Here is a 22316-nt window from a genome sequence, read left to right as displayed (position 1 = left end):
ATAGACGGCAAAAAGCCTGGCATCGCCCACCGTGATGCCGCTGGATGGATCAGGCCGGTCTCCGGGCTCATGAGCGGCGTGTTGCCTGACTGCGCGCCTTCCCATGTCATACGACACAGTGGCTCAAGGCGCAGTCTTCACTCATTTACCGTTGCGGGGGCAGCGCCGGGATCATGGCTCTTCATCAATTGAAGAGATCACTCACCGGCTTCCCTGTTTCACTCTGTCGACCAAGGTCACAGAGCACCTGAAACAAGCCGCGAAGGTTAGAGGGTTGGGGATGGAGCGTCAATTGAAGACGGGCGGCCTGCGAGCGAATAACTGCCGTCGATCAATTATCTGACGCCAATCTTGTGCCACACTCTCAGCAGTGATATCAAAGAGCCACAACCTCACAACACAAGAACAAGGGTGAGCCACATGCAAGGCATGATCATCAGCAATCCGAAGCTGGAATTCCTGCGCCCGGTGCTGGAACGCTGGTTTGACTGTATCGACCGCTACAACGCCGTGCGCGGCGATAACGACACGCCTTACTGGTTCGACGAAAAAGCCAACCTGAGCCTGCTTTCCGCCGCGGCCTGGATGGCGGAAATGGTTACGCTGCAACAAACACCGACCCGCAAACAGACCGAAGAAGGCGAACGCAATGGCCGAGCCGATCTGTTTATCGCGACCAGCGAAGAACGCGCTTACCTTCAGGCGACCCAGCGCTGGCCACGCGTCAACAGCCTGAACCTGACGCAAGCATTACAAGACATCACCAGCGACGCCAAGCGCATCAGCTACGCCAGCGACCTGAAACTCGGCTGCCTGTTCGTCGCGCCGCAAAAAGCCCAACAAAGCGCCACCCCGGAAGAACTCCAGGACATGCTCGACGACCTGCAAAAGGAACACACCTGCGCGGTGGCCTGGTATTTCCCCTATGCCTATCGCAAGTTGCGCAACGAAGCCGGCAACTATCACCCCGGCATTGCCGTGCTGTTCAAGGAAGCCCGCGGCTGACCGGTTGAACCATCGCGCACCTGCGCTTCTCTATTGATTAGGTCAATGCATTCATAGGGAAGGTCAGCATGCGCAAGCCCCCGCTCGCTCTCGTCATCGTGCTCGCCGGAGGGCTTGCGGCCTGTGGTGAAACCGCCAGGCTGCAAGTCACCGACGGCTACGGCCCGTCGCCCAAGCTGCCAGAACCGAATAAAACCCTGATTCCGACGGTGAACATCGCCCCGGCGATCGGCTGGCCGGACGGCACGAAACCCATCGCCGCGACGGGGACTCAGGTGGCGGCTTTTGCCGAAGGTCTCGATCACCCGCGCTGGCTCTATGTGTTACCCAACGGCGATGTGCTGGTCGCCGAAACCAACGCACCACCCAAACCCGAGGACGGCAAAGGCATTCGTGGTTGGGTGATGGGCAAAGTCATGGGCCGTGCCGGCGCCAAAGTACCGAGTCCGAATCGCATCACGCTGCTGCGGGACAAGGACCACGACGGCGTCGCCGAAACCCGCACAGTGTTCCTGGAAAACCTCAACTCACCCTTCGGTATGACCCTGGTCGGCAATGACCTGTACGTCGCCGACACGGACCGCCTGCTGCGCTTCCACTATGAAAACGGCGAGACGGCGATCAAGTCACAGCCGATGAAGGTGATCGACCTGCCCGGCGGTACGCTGAATCACCACTGGACCAAAAACGTCATCGCCAGCAAGGACGGCAGCAAGCTGTACGTCACGGTGGGCTCCAACAGCAACGTGGCCGAAAACGGCATGGACAAGGAAGAAGGTCGCGCGGCGATCTGGGAAGTGGATCGCGCCACCGGCAATCATCGAATCTTCGCCTCGGGGATTCGTAATCCAAACGGCCTGGCCTGGGAACCTCGGAGCGGCGCACTGTGGACGGCGGTTAACGAGCGCGACGAAATCGGCAGCGACCTGGTGCCGGACTACATCACTTCTGTGAAGGACGGCGGGTTCTACGGCTGGCCTTACAGTTATTACGGTCAGCACGTCGACATCCGCGTCGAGCCGCAAAACCCCGACCTGGTGGCCAAGGCCATCGCTCCGGACTACGCGGTCGGCCCGCATACCGCATCGCTGGGCCTGACGTTTGCTGAAGGCAACAGACTGCCGGCGCAATTCAAGGAAGGTGCATTCATCGGCCAGCACGGCTCGTGGAACCGTAAACCGCACAGTGGCTACAAAGTGATTTTCGTACCGTTCAGCGCAGGAAAACCGACCGGGCAGCCGATTGATGTGCTCACCGGTTTCCTCAACAACGCGGAAAAAGCCATGGGCCGGCCGGTGGGTGTGGTGATTGATCGGCAGGGTGATTTGTTGGTGGCGGATGACGTGGGCAACAAGGTGTGGCGCGTGTCGGCGGTTAAATAGACAACCCGTGAAAATTTTGGTGGCTTTACTGGCCTCTTCGCGAGCAAGCCCGCTCCCACACTTGACCTCTGGCGCTCACAAATTTTGTGTTCACTGCAGATCGAATGTGGGAGCGGGCTTGCTCGCGAAGAGGCCCTCAATGTCACCCAAAAATCACCTGCCTAGCGCTTGCGACAGAGCGTGAGGCCATCACCTAAAGGCAACAACGACAGGTCGACACGCGAGTCATCTTTCAAGGCGCGATTGAGCGCCTGGATGGCTCGGGTGTCTTCGCTCTCGGGATTGTCCTCAAGCACCCGTCCGCTCCACAGCGTGTTATCAAACACCGCCAGGCCGCCAACGCGCAGCAAACGCAATGCGTGCTCCAGATAGCGTGGGTAGTTGGCTTTGTCGGCATCGATGAAGATCAGGTCGAATGGCGCTTGCTGATCCAGCTGAGTCAGGGTTTCCAGCGCGGGGGCCAGACGCAGATCGATCCGCTCGGCAAGCCCCGCTTCCTGCCAGTAACGCCGCGCAGTGGCGTTGTAGTCGCCGGGTATGTCACAGCAGATCAGCGAACCGTCATCCGGCAATGCAGCCGCCATGCACAAGGCGCTGTAACCGGTAAAGGTGCCCACTTCCAGCAGACGCTTGGCGCCGGTGAGTTTCACCAATAGCGCGAGGAATTGACCTTGCTCGGGTGCCACCTGCCAGCGAGCCATGGGCAGCGCTTGGGTTTCGTCACGCAAACGCTTGAGCAACGGCGTTTCGCGCAGGGAAACGTCGAGCAGGTATTGATACAGGGAATCGTCGAGATTAAGTGTGCGAGCGGTCATGACAACCTCTGCCATTTAGGGGTTGCGTGCCAAGTGCTCAGGTTGCAAGACGCGCTTGGCGCTCAGATAAGCTTTCTGCCAGTAAGCTTTGGACAGGCTGTCGAGCTTCACCGTGCCGCCAGTGGCCGGTGCATGGACGAAGCGACCTTCGCCGACGTAGATCCCGGCGTGGCTGACCTGAGAACCGCCATTGGTGGCGAAGAAGATCAGGTCACCGGTTTGCAGCCCTTCCTTGCCCACGCTGGCCGCCTGCATGCTGATCATCTCGCGCGTGGTGCGCGGCAGAGAAATGCCGGCGACGTCACGGTAAACATAACCGATCAGTCCGCTGCAATCGAAACCCGAATCCGGCGTGTTGCCACCCCAGCGATACGGCGTGCCCACCAGGCCGAGCGCACGGAACAATACGTCTTCTGCCTCAGGGGAGAATGCTTGGGAGGAACTGAAAATAATGGGTGGGCGAACCACCGGCGCAGGGGGCGGTGTACGGCTGGCGCAGGCGCTGAGCAGCGCTGCGAAGAACATGATTGCGAGGCGGGCCGACGTCGACATATGCAGAGCATCCTGATCTGGCTGCGGCTTTTTCTGCAGGGGGCGCAGAAAAGAAAACCGCCTGCGCAGGACGCAGGCGGTTTGCCATCAATAATAGATCAGGATTCTAGCTGCTACGTGGCAAACTTCAAGTAAGACTTTAAGTTCACCTTACAAAAAGTCCGCTTACTTGCGAGCCGTGACGATCGCCGGGGACGCAGTCGGCGCCATCGCCAGTGCGCGCTTGGCTTCGATGAAGGTTTTGCTCCAGTAGCTGTCGCCCAGGTTATCGATCCGGACACCACCGCTTTTGCGGCTACTGGAATGGATGAACTGGTTGTCACCCAGGTAGATCCCGGCGTGACTGACGCGGCCGCGACGGCCATTGGTGGCGAAAAACAGCAAGTCGCCCGGCTCCAGTTTGCTGCGAGAAACCAGCGGAGCGTCGACGTTGATCATTTCGCGAGTGGAGCGTGGCAGGTTCAGGCCGGCTTCTTCACGAAACAGGTAACCGATGAAGCCGCTGCAATCAAAGCCAGCTTCGGAGGTGCCGCCGAAACGGTAACGGGTACCGATCAGGGACATGCCGCGTTCGAGGATGCTGTCAGCCAGAACCGGAAGCTGGTACGACTTGCCGCCGGCGAAGTCTGCCAGTTCTTTTTCGGTGGCCGCCTCTTCCTGGAAAAGAGCTTGCTGATAAGCGGAAGATTGGGCGGTAGCAGAATTTTTAACCTGCTGTTGTTGCTCTTGCTGGGACACTGGAGAGTGAGCAGCGCAACCGAACAACAGGGTGACGAGTGCGAGGGGCACGAGGGGTGCAAAGCGATTTAGCATGGGCACGACCGTGGCTGATAGTTCTAAAGAAGCCGAGACTATGCCTACTATCAACCTCATTTGCAAATTCAATCGATCTTTATGTGACTTCTCGGTTTCTCGTTTACATCTAAGCGCTTAAGCCCGTTTTAGACGTTCGCGCGGCCTACGACCCTGTAGGAAAGCGGATTTCTTGGCGCCTGAAATATGCCGAACCCCGCTACAGGCCTTGGCTTTACCAGCCCAGGGTTTCTTTCAGGAAGGGAATCGTCAGCTTGCGCTGAGCTTGGAGGGAGGCCTGATCGAGGCGCTCAAGCAGCTCGAAAAGTGCACTCATGCTGCGCGTACCGCGGGTCAAAATAAAATGCCCGACTTCATCGGTCAGGTGCAGACCGCGACGAGAGGCGCGCAGTTGCAAGGCACGCAATTTGTCTTCGTCGGAGAGCGGACGCATCTGAAAGATCAAGGCCAACGTCAGACGGGATTTGAGGTCCGCCAGCTTCACCGGCAGTTCACGCGGGGATGTCGAAGCGGCAATCAACAGGCGTCGACCGCTGTCACGCAGACGGTTGAACAGATGGAACAGCGCCTCTTCCCAATCCGCCCGACCGGCCACCGCCTGCAAATCATCCAGGCAGACCAGTTCGTACTGTTCGAGGTTGTCGAGGATGGCGATGCCGCGATCAAGCAGTTCGGCCAACGGCAAATACACCGCCGGCTCCCCCAGTTGCTCGAAGCGCAGGCAAGCCGCCTGCAACAAGTGCGTACGCCCTACCCCGTCCTTGCCCCAGAGATAAATCAGGCTTTCGGTCCAGCCGGCGTCGGCTTCGCATAGCCGCTCGACATAGCCGAGTGCAGCGGCATTGGCGCCTGGATAGTAATTGATAAAGGTAGCGTCATCACGCAGACGCACACCTAGGGGCAGCTGAATCGGTTTCATGCTGACTGAACAGTTCCAAAGGAACCGTTAGTGGCCTCTGTGTAAAGTTTGCGAAGTTTATACCCGTGAGGCGGGTCGCACAATGCGACAGACCACAAGCAAAATCAAAGGTTTGCGTTAACACACTGGTTTTATGACAGTTTCTTTGGCGGCGCCTGTGACAGCCGCGCGAGGGATTCGGGTCAACCTGGCGATGTACCAGGCTGCCCGCGACGCGTGATCAGAGCCACTTAAAGCTCGGGCTCATCAACACCGCTGTACATATCCGAATCTTTATACAAATCATGCACATGGCGCACCAGCACCATGATCACCGCCGCCACCGGCAGCGCCAGCAGCACGCCGGTAAAACCGAACAGCTCGCCCCCCGCCAGAATCGCGAAGATCACCGCCACCGGGTGCAGACCGATCCGGTCCCCCACCAGCAATGGCGTCAGCACCATGCCTTCCAGCGCCTGCCCCACCATGAACACCGCGACGATTCCGATCATGGGATACAGATCGCCAACGAACTGGAACAGCCCGGCAATCAAAGCCGCACCGATCCCGATAACGAACCCCATGTACGGCACGATCGCCGCCAGACCGGCAATCAACCCGATCAACAGCCCCAGCTCCAGCCCTACCAACATCAGGCCGGCCGCGTAGATCACGCCCAACGCCACCATCACCAGCAACTGCCCGCGCACGAATGCCCCCAGCACTTCATGGCATTCACCCGCCAGGATCACAACGCGCTCTTCGCGATCACGGGGCAGCAGACCGCGAATCTTGGCCATCATCAGGTCCCAGTCCCGCAGCAGATAGAAACTCACCACCGGGATCAGCACCAGATTCGCCAGCCAACCAATCAGCGCCAGCCCGGAAGCCGTCGCCTGACTCAGCACGACCCCGACAATGTCAGTGGTCTGGCCCATGTGCTCACTGATTGCTGCTTTGAGCTTGTCGAACTTCCAGAAATTATCCGACAGTCCAAATTTCGATTGCGCCCACGGCAGTGCGGTGTGCTGCAACCAGTCGAGCATCTGCGGCATCAGTTCGTACAAACGAAACAACTGCTTGGCGAGCATCGGCACCAACACCAACAGCAGTGTCGTGAAGATCAAGGTAAACAGCGCAAACACCGCCACCACGCCCCAAGTCCGAGACAGACCGGCCTTTTCCAGCCGATCCACCAATGGATCGAACAGATAAGCCAACAGCAGCGCCACCAGAAACGGCGTCAGGATCGGATGCAACAGCCAGACAAACACGCAGAGCAGAACCACCCCACCCAACCAGAACCAACGCCGCGTATCGGCCATGTACAACTCCATATGCATCTATATAAAGAAAGAAAACCGTTACCAACGGAATCGCAACTGCGGCACAGGTGCCGGAGTCGGCGCTACTACCGGTGCCGAACCCTCGGCCGGCTGAACCGGTGCGACTGGCGCCGGCGCTTCACCGGCCGGAACCTCCTGCAACCTGGCCAGCGACAATTGCGCCTTCAACTGTTCTGCGCTGCCATTGACCCGATAGAGAATCCGGTCGCCGTCGACACTTTGCAGACGCGCACCAAACGGCTCCAGCAAACGCCCAAGCACCGCGTAGTGCTCCAGATTCATGCCCTGCACTTCGAGCAATTGTTCGCCCGAAGCACCCGGTTTGACGACAAAGCGAGGCGCCAGCCGCTCACTGACCGCCAGCATCACCGCATCGGCCACCGCGGCCTGATCCGCACCCTCTACGCTGCCCGCCTCCTTCTTGTCGCCCAGCCACAAATGCCACTTGGCCTGCCACTGCCCGCCCTCTTCACGGGCATGCACCGCGAGCAACGCGTCAGCGCTGTAACGCTCCGATACCCCGCGCAGTGGCGTCGCGTCCGTACCTTCCAGGTTCGGTGCCGTGGCGACGATCTGCTCACTCAAATCTGCCAGCGGCAGGCGCAGCGGCAGACCACGGTGTTGAGCCGCTCGGCGCAGCGGTGCAGCACTGGCCTGGCCATCACCGACAAGGCTCGAACCCTCGGTGGAATCGTTCAGCCACCAGCCGAGGATCGAAGGCCGGTTCGCCCCCCACAACGACAGCCCGGCACGGCGCAACGCTTGCTCGGTGGTGGCCGGGTCGAAATCGACCTTCAGCACTTCCGGCGGGCCAGCGTCAAAGCCGTACTGACTGATGATTTGCTGCGGGTCCTTGCGCAATGCCGCCAACCCCGGACTTTGCGCAGCCTTGGGATCACCGGTCAGACGCAACACCAGCGTATCCAGCGCTTGCTGGGTCGCTTGATCGCGCACCTCAGGGGTTTGACCACTGACAGGCTGACGCACCTGATACAGGTTTTTGACGGTTTCGGCATGACTCGCCAGGCTGACCAATGACAAACAGCCCGCAAACAAAAATCTAGAAAAAAAGCGCATGGAGGATTCCTGACGACAAGAGCGGCTGGAACAGGCCGCGTGAACCGGATTGAGCAAGGCTGTGACCACGCCCCCAAGCAAAACATTCACCCGACCCCGGCAAGTTTTTGCACTGTCATAACGATAGACACTTAATAGGGATACCTTATACAGCCATGAAGGAGACGACCAACACGGGCAATGAAGGTTTTTTTAAGCTGATATGCCCCTGCCGTCGGCCTGAGGATGGCCGCTGCCCCTCAAGCCTGATAAAATCGCGCGCCTTCGCAGACCGGCAACAGCCGGGCACCCTGAAATATGCGCTTGGCAATCGCCTTCGTCAGTTTCGGTGGTCCCACTGGACTCGGTCGTTACCCCTGAATCCCCCCTAAAGGCCTGGATCATGAGCAAGCAACCCTCCCTGAGCTACAAGGACGCCGGTGTAGACATCGACGCCGGTGAAGCATTGGTCGAACGCATCAAGAGCGTCGCCAAGCGCACTGCGCGCCCGGAAGTCATGGGCGGCCTGGGCGGTTTTGGCGCCCTCTGCGAAATCCCGGCCGGCTACAAACAGCCTGTGCTGGTTTCCGGTACTGACGGCGTTGGCACCAAGCTGCGCCTGGCACTGAACCTGAACAAACACGACAGCATCGGCATCGACCTGGTTGCCATGTGCGTGAACGACCTGGTGGTCTGCGGCGCCGAGCCGCTGTTCTTCCTCGACTACTACGCCACCGGCAAACTCAACGTCGAAACCGCGACCCAGGTCGTGACCGGCATTGGCGCTGGCTGTGAATTGTCCGGCTGCTCCCTGGTCGGCGGCGAAACCGCTGAAATGCCAGGCATGTACGAAGGCGAAGACTACGACCTGGCCGGCTTCTGCGTCGGCGTCGTGGAAAAATCCGAAATCATCGACGGTTCCAAAGTCGCTGCCGGCGATGCCCTGCTCGCCCTGCCGTCTTCCGGCCCGCACTCCAACGGCTACTCGCTGATCCGCAAGATCATCGAAGTGTCCGGTGCCGACATCGAAAACATCCAGCTCGACGGCAAACCGCTGACCGACCTGCTGATGGCCCCGACCCGTATCTATGTGAAGCCGCTGCTCAAGCTGATCAAGGAAACCGGCGCCGTCAAAGCCATGGCCCACATCACCGGTGGTGGCCTGCTGGACAACATCCCGCGCGTTCTGCCAAAAGGCGCACAAGCCGTGGTTGACGTTGCGAGCTGGACCCGTCCTGCCGTATTCGACTGGCTGCAAGAGAAAGGCAACGTTGACGAAAACGAAATGCACCGCGTGCTGAACTGCGGCGTGGGCATGGTCATCTGCGTTGCTCAAGAGCACGTTGAAACCGCGCTGAACGTACTGCGTGAAGCCGGCGAGCAGCCTTGGGTCATCGGTCAGATCTCCACCGCTGCCGAAGGCGCGGCTCAGGTTGAACTGAAGAACCTCAAGGCTCATTGATGTCCCAGACCTGTGATGTGGTGGTGCTGTTGTCCGGCACCGGCAGTAACTTGCAGGCCTTGATCGACAGCACGCGGACCGGCGACAGCCCGGTCCGCATCGCTGCGGTGGTTTCCAACCGCGCCGACGCTTACGGCCTGCAACGCGCCAGGGACGCGGGTATCGACACCCGCACCCTGGATCACAAGGCTTTCGAAGGCCGCGAGGCCTTCGATGCCGCGCTGATCGAACAGATCGACGCGTTCAACCCCAAACTCGTGGTACTGGCCGGTTTCATGCGCATTCTCAGCGCTGACTTCGTGCGCCACTACGCGGGTCGCCTGCTCAACATCCATCCCTCACTGCTACCCAAATACAAAGGGTTACACACTCATCAGCGCGCGCTGGAGGCCGGCGACACCGAACACGGCTGCTCCGTGCACTTCGTCACCGAGGAACTCGATGGCGGACCACTGGTCGTACAGGCAGTAATACCGGTAGAGTTGCACGATTCGCCGCAAAGTCTTGCGCAGCGAGTTCATACCCAGGAACACCTGATCTACCCGCTGGCTGTACGCTGGTTTGCCGAAGGTCGTTTATCACTCGGCGAGCAAGGTGCTTTACTGGATGGGAAGTTACTCGCGGCCAGCGGCCACTTGATTCGAACCTAGGAGATTTTATGCGTCGCGCCCTGCTCTTCGCTTGCGCTCTGCTCGCACTGCCATTTGCGCAGGCTGCAGAACTTCAACCTTTCTCCGCCAGCTACACCGCCGACTGGAAGCAGTTGCCCATGAGCGGCACCGCTGAACGCAGCCTGACCAAGCAAGCCAACGGCGCCTGGAAGCTCAGCTTCAAGGCCTCGATGATGATCGCCAGCCTGACCGAAGAAAGCACCCTGACGCTGGACAAGGACACCTTGCTGCCGCAGTCCTACCACTTCGAACGTGGCGGCCTGGGCAAAGCCAAGAAGGCTGACCTGGATTTCGACTGGACCAACAAAATGGTCACCGGCACCGATCGCGGTGACCCGGTCAAGATCCCGCTCAACCGCGGCATGGTCGACAAATCCACTTATCAGCTGGCCCTGCAGCACGACGTGGCCGCTGGCAAGAAAAGCATGAGCTATCAAGTCGTCGACGATGGTGAAGTCGATACCTATGATTTCCGCGTGCTGGGCTCGGAAAAGGTCGACACCAAAGCTGGCCAGATCGATGCCATCAAGGTCGAGCGCGTGCGCGACCCGACACAAAGCAAGCGCATCACCGTCCTGTGGTTCGCCAAGGACTGGGATTACCTGCTGGTTCGTCTGCAACAGGTTGAAACCGACGGCAAGGAGTACAACATCATGCTCCTCGACGGCACGGTCAACGGCAAGGCTGTCAAAGGCAGCTGATCCGGCTCGACACAAAAATCCGGAATCCGATAAGGGTTCCGGATTTTTTTTGCCTGCTGAAATTCAGATCCGCGCCAGCGCCTGTGCCAGGTCGGCGCGCAGGTCTTCGACATCCTCGACCCCCACGGACAACCGCACCAGCGCATCGCCGATGCCGAGTTGCGCACGGGTGTCTGCGGGGATGCTCGCATGGGTCATGATCGCCGGGTGCTCGATCAGGCTTTCCACCCCGCCCAGGCTCTCGGCCAAGGCGAAGATCCGCACACTCTCGAGGAAGCGCGTGGCACCGGCCAGGTCGCTGTTCAGGTCGAGGGATATCATTCCGCCGAAACCGCGCATCTGCCGCTGCGCCAGGACGTGCTGCGGGTGCGACGGCAGGCCTGGATAATAGACGCGCGCCACCTGCGGCTGACGCTCCAGCCATTGCGCCAGGTCCAGCGCGTTGTTGCAGTGGCGTTCCATGCGCAGCGCCAGGGTCTTAACACCGCGCAGGGTAAGGAAAGCGTCGAACGGCCCGGCGATCGCGCCTACCGCGTTCTGCAGAAAGCCCAGACGCTCCGCCAGGTCTGCGTTTTGTCCGACCACCGCGATGCCGCCGATCACGTCGGAGTGGCCGTTCAGGTACTTGGTGGTCGAGTGCAGCACGATGTCGAAGCCCAGCTCCAGCGGGCGCTGTATCCACGGGCTGGCAAAGGTGTTGTCGGCCACACAAATGATGCCGCGTTGGCGGCAGATGCGCGCGATGGCAACGAGATCAGTGAGGCGCAGCAAGGGATTGCTCGGCGTCTCGACCATGACCATCCGCGTGTCGTCCTGCAGCGCCGCTTCGAAGGCCGACACATCAGTCAGGTCGACGAAGCTGAAACGATGCCCGGCGCTGCGCCGACGCACCTTGTCGAACAGGCGGAAAGTACCGCCGTACAGGTCATTGCCGGAGACGATATGCGAATCAGCATCGAGCAATTCGAGCACGGTTGAGATCGTCGCCAGCCCGGAGGCGAACGCAAAGGCCTGGGTGCCGCCTTCGAGGTCCGCAACGCAACGCTCCAGCGCAAAGCGCGTCGGGTTGTGCGAGCGCCCGTAGTCGAAGCCCTTGTGCACGCCTGGACTCTGCTGCAAATAGGTGGAGTTGGCGTAAATCGGGGGCATCAGCGCCCCGGTGGTAGGGTCGGGCGTTTGCCCGGCATGGATCACACGGGTGGCGAAGGCACGTGGCACAGCGTTTTCATCGTGTTGACTCATGTAAGGGATCTCCGTAGGTGAATGAGCATGTCGACTCGAGTAATCAAGCCGTAGAAGCCCGAAGCGTCGGCGATGATCGCCACCAGCCCACGGTCGAGCTCCGCCCGTAGTTCAGCCAGACTGGCGCCTGGAGGCAGGGTTTGCAGCTTATCGGTCATCGCGCTGGCCACGCTCGCGCGAAAGTGCGAAGCCTCTTCTTGCATGCCCAGCAGAATGTCGGATTCGTCGATCACGCCGACCAGTCGCTGCCCGCCCTCCAGCACCGGCAGTTGCGACACATCCGCCAGGCGCATGCGCTGGAACGCGGTGAGCAGCGTATCGTCCGGGCCCACGCTGATCACCCGGCCATCCTCGAAGCGCCGCGAGATCAGGTCGCGCAGATCGCCGTAATGTTTGTACTGCAGCAGGCCCTGATCGTTCATCCATTGGTCGTTGTAGACCTTCGACAGGTAGCGCGTGCCGGTGTCGCAGACGAAGCTGACAACCCGCTTCGGCTCGGTCTGCTCGCGGCAGTAACGCAGCGCCGCCGCCAGCAGTGTGCCGGTCGAAGAGCCGCCGAGTATGCCTTCGGCGCGCAGCAGTTGGCGGGCATGATCGAAGCTTTCCTCGTCGCTGATCGAGTAGGCATGGCGCACGCTGGACAGGTCGGCAATCGACGGAATGAAGTCCTCGCCGATGCCCTCCACCGCCCAGGAGCCGGGCGTGCTCATGGTGCCGCTGCGGCTGTATTCGGCCATCACCGAGCCGACCGGATCGGCCAGCACCATGACCAGGTCCGGTTGCACGCGGCGAAAAAAGCGGGTCAGCCCGGTCAGTGTGCCGGCCGAGCCGACGCCAACGACGATGGCGTCCAGATCATGCTGAGTCTGCGCCCAGATTTCCGGCGCGGTGCTGCATTCGTGGGCCAGCGGGTTGGCCGGGTTGTTGAATTGATCGGCGAAGAAAGCGTCGGGAATTTCCAGCGCCAGCCGCGCCGCAACGTCCTGGTAGTAATCGGGATGGCCCTTGCCAACGTCGGAGCGGGTAATGTGCACCTCGGCGCCCATCGCCTTGAGGTGCAAAACCTTCTCGGTGGACATCTTGTCCGGCACCACCAACACCACTCGGTAACCCTTGGCACGGCCGACCAGGGCCAAGCCAAGGCCGGTGTTGCCGGCAGTGGCTTCGACGATGGTGCCGCCGGGGCGCAGGCTGCCATCGCGCTCGGCGGCGTCGATCATCGCCAGGCCGATGCGATCCTTGATTGAACCGCCGGGGTTCTGCGATTCAAGCTTGAGGAACAGCGTGCACGGGCCGGTATCGAAACGGCTGACGCGCACCAGCGGCGTATTGCCGATCAGTTCGAGTACGGCGGGTCGGGAGTCGGTGGGCATGTCGTCACCTCGCTATGCAAATCAGCACTGGATGGACAGCAACCGACGGCGAGTCATCGCGCGCCAGTCGCGGCAAAGTATCGCTTGGACCATAGGCCGGGATGGCGCCACCCGCAACCTTGCACAGCCAGCCGGTAGCGTCGCCGGAACGACAAAACCGCTCGGCGTTCAGACCGAGAACCGCGCCACCATCGTATTCAGATCGACCGCCAACCGAGACAGATCCTGGCTCGCGGCACTGGTTTGATTGGCCCCGGCCGACGTCTGCAACGCCAGATCGCGAATGTTCATCAGGTTGCGATCCACCTCTCGCGCGACAGCCGCTTGTTCCTCTGAGGCGCTGGCGATCACCAGGTTGCGCTCATTGATCAGAGTAAACGCCGTGGCGATTTCCTCCAGCGCTGTGCCGGCGGCTTTCGCCACTTCCAGGGTCGAACGCGCCCGAGTATTGCTCTGCTGCATCGAGCTGACCGCAGCATCGGTGCCTTTCTGAATGCCGGAGATCATCTGCTCGATTTCCTGGGTCGATTGCTGAGTCCGGTGCGCCAGCGCTCGCACTTCGTCGGCCACCACCGCAAACCCGCGCCCGGCACTCCCGGCCCGCGCCGCTTCGATGGCCGCGTTCAGGGCCAGCAAGTTGGTCTGTTCGGCAATCGAGCGAATCACATCCAGGACTTTGCTGATGCCATAAACTTTCTGCGCCAGGTCCTCGACCTGGGTTGCATTGGCCGTGACATCGTCGGCCAGGGATTCGATGGACAAGACGGTCTGATGCACTTGCTCGCGACCGTGCTGGGCGATCCGGTCGGATTCCCGAGACGCTTCGGATGTGGCCACCGCATTGCTCGCGACCTCCTCCACCGCCGCGGTCATCTGATTCACCGCCGTGGCGGCCTGGTCGATTTCCAGGCTCTGCTGATGCAGGCCTCGGGTGGCCTCTTCGGTCACACAACTGAGTTCTTCCGAGGCCGAGGCCAATTGGCTGGATGAGTCGGAAATATGCCGCAGGGTTTCGCGCAAACTCCCCTGCATGCTCTTGAGCGCGTGCAACAGCCGCGCCGGCTCGTCCTTGCCGCTGATGCTGATATCACCGGTGAGATCGCCGCCAGCCACCCCTTCAGCCACCTTCAACGATTGGGAAAGCGGCACGACGATGCTGCGGGTCAGCAGCAGCGCCAGGCCGACGGTCATCAGCGCCGTCAGGCCGATCATCACCCCGACCCAGACCCGCGATTGGCTGAACACCTGGCGCCCCGCCTCCGTCGCCAGGTTAGCGTTGTGCTTGTTCAGTTCGATCAATGCCTTGAGGGTGACGGTGATTTCATCAGCCAATGGACTCATCTCGCCATTGAGGATAGTGGTCGCCTCTTCCACCCGTCCCTGGGCCGAGAGCGCCATCACCTGAGCCTGGAACTGCAGGTATTTTTGCTCCGAGGTTTTGAAGCGGTCGAACAGCACACGCTCTTCGGGCAGCACGATCAGCACCTCATAGCGCTGCTGAGGCTCATCCAGGAGACCTTTGAGCTCGTTGAGTTTGCTGAGGTTTTGCACCAGCACCTGCGGGTCCCGGTTGAGCAACAGGCGCATAGTCAATGCCCGCAGCCGCAGCATGTCCTGATTCATCTCCCCGACCGCCATCACGCTGGGCAGCCAGTTGTCATCGACCTGATCGGACTGCGCGCGCATGTTCGACATTTGCAGCAACGCAAACGCCCCCAATCCAAACACCATCAACGCCAGCAGGCCAAAACCCAGGCCCGCACGCGGCGCAATATTGAGACTTCTGATACTCATTAATCTGGTTCCTTCCAAAAGCGCTGCATCAACCCTGCAGCGGGTTGCTTTAGAAGGTATCGGCCCGGAGAAATTTTGCGTAAGACGAAAACGTGATATCAAAACGCCTTACTACTTCGATCGCCGGGCGGTAACGATTCAGCGCTCGGGAATGGGCACGCAAGAAAGTGGAACGCGTAATAAGAGGAGTGCTCTATACCTTCAAGGTCTTTTTTGATCGAATGACTTTTCCTGTTACCTGCGAGGTTTCCCATGACTGTCACCGTCAACACCGTCTCCACCGAAGGTTTTCGTCACAGCGTACAGATCGATGACCATCAACTCTTTGCCGACGTACCGACACTCTCCGGCGGCGAAGGCTCGGCGCCCGAGCCACACGATTACTTCGACGCGGCCCTGGGTGCCTGCAAGGCCCTGACCCTGAAGATGTACGCGAAGAAAAAAGGCATCCCGCTGACCGGTGTCACAGTCGAAGTCAAACGTGACAACAGCGAAGAGCAGAAAGGTAAATATGCCCTGCACGTCAAACTGACACTCAAAGGTGTGCTCACCGATGCCCAGCGCGATGAGCTGCACCGCGTGGCCGACCGTTGCCCGGTCCACAAGTTGATGACCACCACCGATGTCAGCATCGAAACGCACCTGTCTGAAGGTGCCTTCAGCCAATAGCGGCAAGGGCTGCGCAAGCGGGTTATGCTCCACGCATTACCCGCTCAGCCTGGAATGCAGCATGAACACTCCGCTCGTGATCCGTCCCCGCGCCGAAGATGTCGAAGGCCAGCCAATTCTTCGCCCGCTGCCGTCAGCCAAATGCCGCAGCGTCGGGCCTTTCGTGTTTTTCGACCACATGCTCGAAACCCGTTATGAGGCGGGAAAAGGCATGAACATCCGTCAGCATCCGCACATTGGTCTGTCGACCCTCACGTACTTGTTCGAAGGAAAAATCCAGCACAAGGACAGCCTCGGCTCCGATCAGGTGGTGGACGCCGGTGATGTCAGCTGGATGACGGCGGGCAGCGCGATTGCCCATGTCGAGCGCACGCCTGAGGCGTTGAAGGACAGCGGTTTCACCATGCATGGTTTGCAGATTTGGCTGGCCTCACCGAAAGATAAAGAGCACGGCCCCGGACACTACAGTCACCATCCGGCGGCCACGCTGCCGGTCAGCGATAACCTGGGGGTTAAGATCCGGATGATTGCCGGGTCAGGCTTTTGTCTGGAATCACCGGTCCCGGTGCTTTCTACTACCTTGTATGCCGAATTGAACCTGCAAACGGCGACCACATTGCTGATTCCAACCGAGCATGAAGAGCGGGCGTTGTATGTGCTGGACGGCGAGGTGCAACTGGATGGCGAGTTGATAGAACCGCATTCGCTGGTGGTGTTGCCGGTCGGGGAAGAGATGACGCTGTTCGCTGAAAGCGACTGTCATGCCGTGCTGTTTGGCGGGGCGCCGCTGGATGGGCCGCGGCGGATCAACTGGAATTTTGTGGCGAGCGATCCAGCGTTGATCGATGAAGCGCGGCGACGCTGGGCGGCCGGGGATTGGCCGAGGGTGCCGGGGGAAAGTGAGCGGATCGAATTGCCGAAACACCGAAGCCCGCCAACTCCCCTGTAACTGATCATTCCCACGCTCCGCGTGGGAATGATCACGCATGCAGCTATCAGCCCTTGAACACTTCATCCAGCAAGTTATGCATCGACGCAAACGCACGACTTGCCGTCTTCGCGTCATACATCATCATGCCCGGCACATTGGCGTGCGGATCGGTGAAGGAATGCACCGCGCCGCCGTAGCTCAGCAGTTGCCAATCCACGCCCGCCGCGTTCATTTCATCTTCAAACGCCGGCAATTGCTCTTTCGGCACCAATGGGTCGGATGCACCGTGCAGCACCAGCACCGAACCCTTGATGTTCCTGGCATCCGCCGGATTCGGCGAATCCAGCGTTCCGTGGAACGACACCGCCGCTTTCACCGGCGCGCCGGTGCGAGCCAGATCCAGCGCGCAGCAACCGCCAAAGCAGAAACCAAAGGTCGCCAGCTTCGAGGTATCGACCGCCGCTTCGTCCTGGATCTGCAGCTGATCGAATGCTGCTTGCATGCGTTTTCGCAACAACGGCCGGTCATGCTTGAGCGGCATCATGGCTGCACCCGCCTCGTCGCCGTTCTGCGGACGGACCGACTGACCGTAGAGGTCCGCGATCAGCACCACATAACCCTTGGACGCCACAGACTTGGCGATCTCCTCGGCACCGGCGCTGACGCCCATCCAGTTCGGCGCCATCAACAGACCGGGGCGTGGGCCCTTGTGGTCGGCATCAAACGCCAGACGGCTTTCATACGACTGGCCATCAATCTGATAAGCGACGGAACGAACAGTGATTTGGCTCATGACTAACTCCCAGTAAAAGACACCAGAATAAAAAAACCCGCCGAAGCGGGTTTTTGTACAACGCAGTTAAACCGACAGTTCAACCAGCAGCTTGTTGAGACGGCGCACGTAGGCGGCCGGGTCTTTCAAGCTGTCGCCGGCGGCCAGGGCCGCCTGATCGAAGAGAATGTGCGACAGGTCGCCGAAGCGCTCGTCGCTCTGCTCGTTGTCGAGCTTCTCGATCAGCGGGTGAGCCGGGTTGAATTCGAAGATCGGCTTCGATTCCGGAACCTTCTGACCGCTGGCTTCGAGGATCTGACGCATCTGCATGCCCAGGTCCTGCTCGCCGATGGCCAGAATCGCCGGGGAATCGGTCAGACGATGGGAAACCCGCACTTCAGCGACGGAATCGCCCAGTGCAGTTTTCAGGCGCTCAACCAGTCCTTCTTTGGACTTGGCGACTTCTTCCGCAGCTTTTTTGTCTTCTTCCGAATCCAGGTTGCCCAGGTCCAGATCACCGCGCGCCACGTCGACAAAGCTCTTGCCGTCGAAGTCGCTGAGGTAGCTCATCAGCCACTCGTCGATGCGGTCGGTCAGCAACAGCACTTCGATGCCTTTCTTGCGGAAGACTTCCAGGTGCGGGCTGTCTTTAACCGCCTCGAACTTCTCGCCGGTCAGGTAATAAATCTTGTCCTGACCTTCCTTGGCGCGAGCCAGGTATTCGGCCAGACCCACCACTTGCTCGCCTTCTTTACCGTTGGTCGATGCGAAACGCAGCAGGCCAGCGATTTTCTCTTTGTTGGCGAAGTCTTCTGCCGGGCCTTCTTTCATGACCTGGCCGAAGTTTTTCCAGAAGCTTTTGTATTGCTCAGGCTCGTTCTTCGCCAGCTTTTCCAGCATGTCGAGAACGCGCTTGGTCAGCGCCGACTTCATGGAATCGATGATCGGGTCTTTCTGCAGGATTTCCCGCGACACGTTCAGCGACAGGTCGTTGGAATCGACCACGCCTTTGATGAAGCGCAGGTACAGCGGCAGGAACGACTCTGCCTGATCCATCACGAACACGCGCTGCACGTACAGCTTCAGGCCTTTCGGCGCTTCACGCTGGTACAGATCGAACGGAGCACGGGCCGGCACGTAGAGCAGCGAGCTGTATTCGAGCTTGCCTTCGACCTTGTTGTGGCTCCAGCTCAGCGGGTTCTCGAAGTCGTGAGCGACGTGTTTGTAGAACTCCTGGTATTCCTCGTCTTTCACTTCAGTGCGAGGGCGAGTCCATAGGGCGCTGGCGCGGTTGACGGTTTCCCATTCAACGGCCGGTTGCTCTTCGCCTTCAACGGCGGCCACTTCTTTCGGCAACTCGATCGGCAAAGCGATGTGGTCGGAGTACTTCTTGATGATGTTGCGCAGACGCCAGCCATCGGCGAATTCGTCTTCACCGGATTTCAGGTGCAGGACGATACGGGTGCCGCGCTCGGCTTTATCAACGGTGGCAACTTCAAAATCGCCTTCACCCTTGGACGACCAGTGCACGCCTTCGCTGGCAGCAGCACCGGCACGACGGCTGAACACGTCGACTTTATCGGCGACGATAAATGCAGAGTAGAAACCCACACCGAATTGACCGATCAGGTGCGAGTCTTTTTTCTGATCGCCGGAGAGATGTTTCATGAAATCGGCAGTGCCGGATTTGGCGATGGTACCCAGGTGGGTGATCGCATCTTCACGGCTCATGCCGATGCCGTTGTCTTCGAGGGTGACGGTTTTAGCGTCCTTGTCGAAGCTCACACGGATTTTCAGTTCGGCGCCACCTTCCAGCAACTCGGGCTTGGACAGGGCTTCGAAACGTAATTTGTCGACAGCGTCAGAGGCGTTCGAGATCAATTCGCGAAGGAAAATTTCCTTGTTGGAATACAGCGAATGGATCATGAGGTGCAGCAGCTGCTTCACCTCGGTCTGGAAGCCCAGGGTTTCCTTTTGAGTTTCCACACTCATGGTCATCAAACTCCAATCAGATGGCAGTGGCCGCGACCTGAAGGGTCGGCGGCGGGTTGTCATCAAAGTTGGGGGCTGAGTTCAGGATTTCAAGGGCTCTTCAATTTTGAAATGAGCGCGGGCTGTGGCAATCGGTTCGGCTTCAGTGCTTTGCCAGGCCGTAATCGCAACGTTGGCGACCCGGCGACCCTGCCGACACACCTGGCATCTGGCCCAGGTGTCGCGAAACTGCCCGGCGCGCAAATAGTCGAGGGAGAAATCGATGATCTTCGGCACACCCGGCGAACCGGTGAAAATCAGCAGGTGCAGCGCTGCGGACAGCTCCATGAACCCGGCAATCACACCACCATGGATCGCCGGCAATAAAGGGTTACCAATGTTGTCCTTGTTGGCCGGCAAGCGAAACAGCAGGTCATCCCCCACCCGCGAACATTCGACGCCAATCAGTTTGGCGTAGGGAATCAGGTGCAGCAGCGAGGCGTAGTCGCCCTGCTCATGTGCCTGCTGAAGTTGTTCCTTGAAGGAATCGGTCATTTCGCACCTCCGGCGATGACGCCGCCAAAGCCTTTGGTGCCCTTGATGGCTTTGCCCATGCGCATGAAGGTGCCCACTACATGGGCGATGGGCTGCTCGGGATCGTCCTGGTAGGCGAAACCGCGAGCAAAGATCACATCTGTGGTCACCCGGTAGCACTGGGCAAAACCGTAGACATCTTTATGCGGCTCGGCGGCGTGCATGTAGTCGATGCGCAGGTCGAGGGTCGGACAAACTTCGAACTCGGGCAGCACACAAAGGGTGGACATGCCGCAAGCCGTGTCCATCAGCGAGGTCAGCGCCCCGCCATGAATAACGCCGGTTTGCGGGTTGCCAACAATTTGCGGACTGTACGGCAGGATGACCGTTAGTCCATCACTGCTGGCGCTGTGAACCCGCAGCCCAAGTACCTGACAATGTCGCAGCGCTGATAGAAATCGTGTAGCGCGCTCAAAAACGGGGTTTTCGGCCATTTTGATAAAAACTCTTCTTAATGTTCAGGCAACGCACTAGGTGTTTTTAGTAAAAGTTCCCGTCGAAATAAACTTATATATCTGTATGAATTGAGGAACTTAACGCTATGGGTTGCGCTCGAAAGGCCAGTAGATAATATCCACCAGGAGAAACACCCCATGCGTAAGACTTTAGCTATTGCCTTGATGTTGACCGCTTCCCTCGGTCTCGCAGCCTGCGGTAAAAAATCCGAGGACAAAGCTCAAGATGCTAACCAACATGCCGAACAAGCTCAGCAAGACATGAGCAAAGCTCAGGATAAAGTGAACGACGCGGCGAAAGAAAACGCCGAAGCCGCCAAAGATCAGGCTGAATCGAACGAAGCAGCCACAAAAGAAGCACCTAAAAACTAAAACAGTTTTTAGCGTGATAAAGAAAACCCGCCCAGTGCGGGTTTTCTTTTGCCTGATGTTTTTGTTTGCAATGCAGGCGCTACAGCAAAATAGTTCTAAAAGTCGGACTAATCATCAGCAGCAACGAACACACTAGTCCGACGAACCATACCAGGCTCCGCTGCCAGGCCAGATCAACCCAATAGCACAGCAAATAAATGATTCGCGTGATCACAAAGATGATTGCCAGCAAGTCGATCAGCCACCCCGCCGTTTGCGTGGTGTGCGCCATCAACACCCCCACCGCGAACAGAATGAACGCCTCAAAACAGTTTTGATGAGCCGCCAACGCACGGGCACCAAAGTCAGTCAGTTGCGCCTGTTGCTGACGCGGCAGATGGTTGTCATAACCGCCCTGGTCATTCATCGCCCTGGCGACTGGAATCCTCGCCACATAAATCAGCAGTGCGCTGATAAATACACACCAGAACGGAATACTCATCAAACAGCCTCTTTAATCGCCTCGGGCAATGGCGCCTCTGTAGGTGTATAGACCATCACGTCGAGAACGTCGGAATGAAACTCCCGGCGATACAACACCAGCACCACGCCGGTACTCATCAACATGAACAACCACGGGCTGACGAACCAGGCCAGCATGGTCATGCCGAAGTAGTAGGAGCGCAATCCGAAGTTGAACTGGTTGGCGGCCATGGAAATGACGCGGGCCGCCCGGGCTGCAAAGGCTTTGCGCTCTTGTTCGGAAACGTGACGCTCACCGACCATCGGCGCCGAGCCCACCAGAATGGCCGCAAAGTTGTACTGGCGCATGCACCAGCTGAACGTAAAGAACGCATAGACAAACACCAGCGCCAGGCACAGCAACTTGATTTCCGACATCCCCTGGGATGCCTGTTGCACCATCGGGATATCCGCCAACAACGACACCGCCCGTTCGGAGGCGCCAAGCACCGTGAGAATGCCGGCCAGGATAATCAGTGTGCTGGAGGCGAAGAACGAGGCGTTGCGCTCCAGGTTACCGATCACGCTGGCGTCAGCGATGCGGTTGTCGCGCAACAGCATGCGGCGCATCCAGTCTTCTCGATAAAGGTGCAGCACACTGGCCAGGCACGCGGTGTCGCGGCCCTTCCACGTCGCATAACGGGTGTAGCCGCCCCAGCAGATGACGAACCAGAGCGCGGCGAGGATGTGGATCATGTTGGCGTGGATGAACGACATGCAGGTCCTTGTGATTTTTGAACGGAATACCAAAACCCTGTGGGAGCGGGCTTGCTCGCGAAAGCGGTGGGTCAGTCGACATCAATGTTGAATGTAATGCCGCCTTCGCGAGCAAGTCGAATCGTCGCACCGCCGCTCCCACATGAGATCTTCGTAGTGCTTCGACGTTAGCTCAAGGAAAAAGACACTGCACCGACTCCAAAAAAAATGCCCCATATCGATTG

General features: G+C 59.2%; 23 protein-coding genes, 1 pseudogene and 1 riboswitch. Of the genes and pseudogenes, 8 read left to right on the top strand and 16 right to left on the bottom strand.

Annotation, left to right across the window (positions count from 1 at the left end):
• Nucleotides 1–35: 35 nt before the first annotated feature.
• A riboswitch (cobalamin riboswitch) is annotated at nt 36–266 on the bottom strand.
• Nucleotides 267–420: 154 nt separating this feature from the next.
• Nucleotides 421–1005: a hypothetical protein gene (locus ASC74_RS21935; RefSeq protein WP_046048018.1), complete on the top strand. Its 585-nt coding sequence runs from the start codon at nt 421–423 to the stop codon at nt 1003–1005.
• A gap of 68 nt (nt 1006–1073) precedes the next feature.
• A complete protein-coding gene (locus ASC74_RS21930) occupies nt 1074–2387 on the top strand; it encodes a PQQ-dependent sugar dehydrogenase (protein WP_056744026.1) in 1314 nt (437 codons plus the stop codon).
• A 161-nt stretch (nt 2388–2548) separates the two neighbouring features.
• On the opposite strand, the gene ASC74_RS21925 is transcribed toward ASC74_RS21930, so the two are convergent.
• The 6 genes from ASC74_RS21925 to ASC74_RS21900 all read right to left on the bottom strand — a co-directional run bounded on the left by ASC74_RS21925 (nt 2549) and on the right by ASC74_RS21900 (nt 7888).
• Complete coding sequence (locus tag ASC74_RS21925) at nt 2549–3202, bottom strand: class I SAM-dependent methyltransferase (RefSeq protein WP_056744673.1); 654 nt, start codon at nt 3200–3202, stop codon at nt 2549–2551.
• A gap of 15 nt (nt 3203–3217) precedes the next feature.
• Nucleotides 3218–3754 (bottom strand): C40 family peptidase, encoded by a 537-nt coding sequence (locus tag ASC74_RS21920; RefSeq protein WP_056744025.1) that lies wholly within the window; start codon nt 3752–3754, stop codon nt 3218–3220.
• Nucleotides 3755–3919: 165 nt separating this feature from the next.
• On the bottom strand, nt 3920–4567 hold the full coding sequence (locus tag ASC74_RS21915) for a C40 family peptidase (protein WP_056744023.1): 648 nt from the start codon (nt 4565–4567) through the stop codon (nt 3920–3922).
• A 214-nt stretch (nt 4568–4781) separates the two neighbouring features.
• Entirely contained in the window at nt 4782–5486 is a 705-nt protein-coding gene (hda, locus tag ASC74_RS21910) for a DnaA regulatory inactivator Hda (RefSeq protein WP_008148645.1), read from the bottom strand.
• Nucleotides 5487–5716: 230 nt separating this feature from the next.
• Nucleotides 5717–6790: an AI-2E family transporter gene (locus tag ASC74_RS21905; protein WP_056744022.1), complete on the bottom strand. Its 1074-nt coding sequence runs from the start codon at nt 6788–6790 to the stop codon at nt 5717–5719.
• Between the two features lie 39 nt (nt 6791–6829).
• Entirely contained in the window at nt 6830–7888 is a 1059-nt protein-coding gene (locus ASC74_RS21900) for a DUF2066 domain-containing protein (protein ID WP_056744020.1), read from the bottom strand.
• 382 nt (nt 7889–8270) lie between these two features.
• On the opposite strand from ASC74_RS21900, the gene purM reads away from it, so the two are divergent.
• The 3 genes from purM to ASC74_RS21885 are packed head-to-tail and all read left to right on the top strand — an operon-like array spanning nt 8271 to nt 10701.
• Nucleotides 8271–9329 (top strand): phosphoribosylformylglycinamidine cyclo-ligase, encoded by a 1059-nt coding sequence (gene purM / locus ASC74_RS21895; RefSeq protein ID WP_008148639.1) that lies wholly within the window; start codon nt 8271–8273, stop codon nt 9327–9329.
• Nucleotides 9329–9979, top strand: coding sequence for a phosphoribosylglycinamide formyltransferase (gene purN / locus ASC74_RS21890; RefSeq protein ID WP_056744018.1), 651 nt, complete (start codon nt 9329–9331; stop codon nt 9977–9979). Before purM ends, purN begins: the two co-directional genes overlap by 1 nt.
• A gap of 8 nt (nt 9980–9987) precedes the next feature.
• On the top strand, nt 9988–10701 hold the full coding sequence (locus ASC74_RS21885; RefSeq protein WP_056744016.1) for a DUF3108 domain-containing protein: 714 nt from the start codon (nt 9988–9990) through the stop codon (nt 10699–10701).
• A 63-nt stretch (nt 10702–10764) separates the two neighbouring features.
• Here the strand turns inward: ASC74_RS21885 and ASC74_RS21880 are convergent, their stop codons facing one another.
• From ASC74_RS21880 to ASC74_RS32730, 4 genes and pseudogenes are all read right to left on the bottom strand, one after another.
• Complete coding sequence (locus ASC74_RS21880) at nt 10765–11943, bottom strand: trans-sulfuration enzyme family protein (RefSeq protein ID WP_056744014.1); 1179 nt, start codon at nt 11941–11943, stop codon at nt 10765–10767.
• Nucleotides 11940–13316, bottom strand: coding sequence for a pyridoxal-phosphate dependent enzyme (locus ASC74_RS21875; RefSeq protein ID WP_046048028.1), 1377 nt, complete (start codon nt 13314–13316; stop codon nt 11940–11942). Before ASC74_RS21875 ends, ASC74_RS21880 begins: the two co-directional genes overlap by 4 nt.
• Nucleotides 13317–13484: 168 nt before the next feature.
• Nucleotides 13485–14528: a methyl-accepting chemotaxis protein gene (locus ASC74_RS32735; RefSeq protein WP_442965799.1), complete on the bottom strand. Its 1044-nt coding sequence runs from the start codon at nt 14526–14528 to the stop codon at nt 13485–13487.
• A 96-nt stretch (nt 14529–14624) separates the two neighbouring features.
• Nucleotides 14625–15047, bottom strand: a pseudogene (locus ASC74_RS32730) (MCP four helix bundle domain-containing protein); the annotation flags it as partial.
• 315 nt (nt 15048–15362) lie between these two features.
• Between ASC74_RS32730 and ASC74_RS21865 the strand changes: the two are divergent.
• Both ASC74_RS21865 and ASC74_RS21860 read left to right on the top strand, forming a co-directional pair.
• Nucleotides 15363–15779, top strand: coding sequence for an OsmC family protein (locus ASC74_RS21865; protein ID WP_056744010.1), 417 nt, complete (start codon nt 15363–15365; stop codon nt 15777–15779).
• Nucleotides 15780–15840: 61 nt separating this feature from the next.
• Entirely contained in the window at nt 15841–16728 is an 888-nt protein-coding gene (locus ASC74_RS21860) for a pirin family protein (RefSeq protein WP_056744008.1), read from the top strand.
• A 46-nt stretch (nt 16729–16774) separates the two neighbouring features.
• On the opposite strand, the gene ASC74_RS21855 is transcribed toward ASC74_RS21860, so the two are convergent.
• The 4 genes from ASC74_RS21855 to ASC74_RS21840 all read right to left on the bottom strand — a co-directional run bounded on the left by ASC74_RS21855 (nt 16775) and on the right by ASC74_RS21840 (nt 20481).
• A complete protein-coding gene (locus tag ASC74_RS21855; protein WP_056744005.1) occupies nt 16775–17503 on the bottom strand; it encodes a dienelactone hydrolase family protein in 729 nt (242 codons plus the stop codon).
• A 66-nt stretch (nt 17504–17569) separates the two neighbouring features.
• Entirely contained in the window at nt 17570–19474 is a 1905-nt protein-coding gene (gene htpG / locus ASC74_RS21850; RefSeq protein ID WP_056744671.1) for a molecular chaperone HtpG, read from the bottom strand.
• A gap of 81 nt (nt 19475–19555) precedes the next feature.
• The gene (locus tag ASC74_RS21845; RefSeq protein ID WP_046048032.1) at nt 19556–20008 is read right to left on the bottom strand and encodes a PaaI family thioesterase; all 453 of its coding nucleotides are present in this window, start codon (nt 20006–20008) and stop codon (nt 19556–19558) included.
• The gene (locus ASC74_RS21840) at nt 20005–20481 is read right to left on the bottom strand and encodes a PaaI family thioesterase (RefSeq protein ID WP_056744003.1); all 477 of its coding nucleotides are present in this window, start codon (nt 20479–20481) and stop codon (nt 20005–20007) included. The genes ASC74_RS21845 and ASC74_RS21840 overlap by 4 nt, the downstream gene beginning before the upstream one ends.
• Nucleotides 20482–20640: 159 nt before the next feature.
• Here ASC74_RS21840 and ASC74_RS21835 point away from each other — a divergent pair, with 159 nt between their 5' ends.
• The gene (locus tag ASC74_RS21835; RefSeq protein ID WP_056744000.1) at nt 20641–20874 is read left to right on the top strand and encodes a hypothetical protein; all 234 of its coding nucleotides are present in this window, start codon (nt 20641–20643) and stop codon (nt 20872–20874) included.
• 79 nt (nt 20875–20953) lie between these two features.
• Here the strand turns inward: ASC74_RS21835 and ASC74_RS21830 are convergent, their stop codons facing one another.
• Nucleotides 20954–21355, bottom strand: coding sequence for an MAPEG family protein (locus ASC74_RS21830; RefSeq protein WP_056743998.1), 402 nt, complete (start codon nt 21353–21355; stop codon nt 20954–20956).
• On the bottom strand, nt 21355–22092 hold the full coding sequence (locus ASC74_RS21825; protein WP_046048036.1) for a DUF599 domain-containing protein: 738 nt from the start codon (nt 22090–22092) through the stop codon (nt 21355–21357). The genes ASC74_RS21830 and ASC74_RS21825 overlap by 1 nt, the downstream gene beginning before the upstream one ends.
• Nucleotides 22093–22316: the final 224 nt, after the last annotated feature.

The organism is Pseudomonas sp. Root329 (assembly GCF_001424925.1).
Lineage (GTDB): Bacteria > Pseudomonadota > Gammaproteobacteria > Pseudomonadales > Pseudomonadaceae > Aquipseudomonas > Aquipseudomonas arabinosi.
The sequence above is the reverse complement of the archived record's forward strand: the minus strand, read 5'-3'. Positions and strand labels throughout refer to the sequence as shown.